Annotated in this window: 1 protein-coding gene; it reads right to left on the bottom strand. The window is 64.1% G+C overall.

Going from position 1 to position 746, the window contains the following annotated elements; translation table 11 throughout:
* The coding region (locus EN939_RS36635; protein WP_127272091.1) for a septum site-determining protein MinC at positions 1 to 607 on the bottom strand (607 nt) is incomplete at its 3' end.
* Between the last annotated feature and the right edge of the window lie 139 nt (positions 608 to 746).

The raw sequence follows: 746 nt of genomic DNA, 5'->3' as shown, positions 1-746 counted from the left end.
TGCCGTAGACATGGATCGAGCCCGCCGCGATGATCTCCGAACCGGACGCGACCGAACCGAGCACGATGACATCGCCATGCGGATGCACGATCGCCTGGCCCGAGCGGATCGGCGCCTTGATCATCAGCGTGCCCGAAGCTTCAACCTGCGGCTCGCTATCGCCCGCCTTGCTTGCGTCAACCTTGCCGTCGCCGGCCTTGGCCGCGCCGGCTTCAGGCGCCCTGCCCTCGGCCTTGCCCTCTTCGGAAACATCCTCCCGCGCCTTGCGGGGCAGCAGCCCATCCGTCGTCGCCTCCTTGGCGCCGACCAGCACCGGCGGCAGGTTGGGCGCGAGTGCGGCGTGGCCGTCGAGCTCGATGGCGTAGATGCGGATGCCGCGATGGCCAAGCACGTCGACCAGCGATTCGATCGCGGCGACATCGGGCTTCAAGGTGTTGAGATCAAGCACCACCGGCCGCCCGGCAAAATAGCCCGGCGAGTTGCCGATCCAGTGGTCGAGCCCCTCGAGCCACACGTCCAAAGGCGCTTCGGGCGTCAGCGTGAAAGCGACGAAAGAGCGGGCACGGAAACGAATGGATTTGGCCTCGAGGGGGGCGGCAAAAGTCACGGCTGGCGAATCCTTACTGAGAGGTAAACGCTAGCGAGGGAATGGTTAATGAATGGTTAATGCGAGGGGGGTGGAGTAAGGTTTCCAGCAGTGCTGCGCGCGGTCAAGAGATGGAGGGTTTTGGGGCAAAGCATAAAAT

This window comes from Mesorhizobium sp. M7A.F.Ca.CA.002.05.1.1 (assembly GCF_003998335.1).
Lineage (GTDB): Bacteria > Pseudomonadota > Alphaproteobacteria > Rhizobiales > Rhizobiaceae > Mesorhizobium.
The sequence above is the reverse complement of the archived record's forward strand: the minus strand, read 5'-3'. Positions and strand labels throughout refer to the sequence as shown.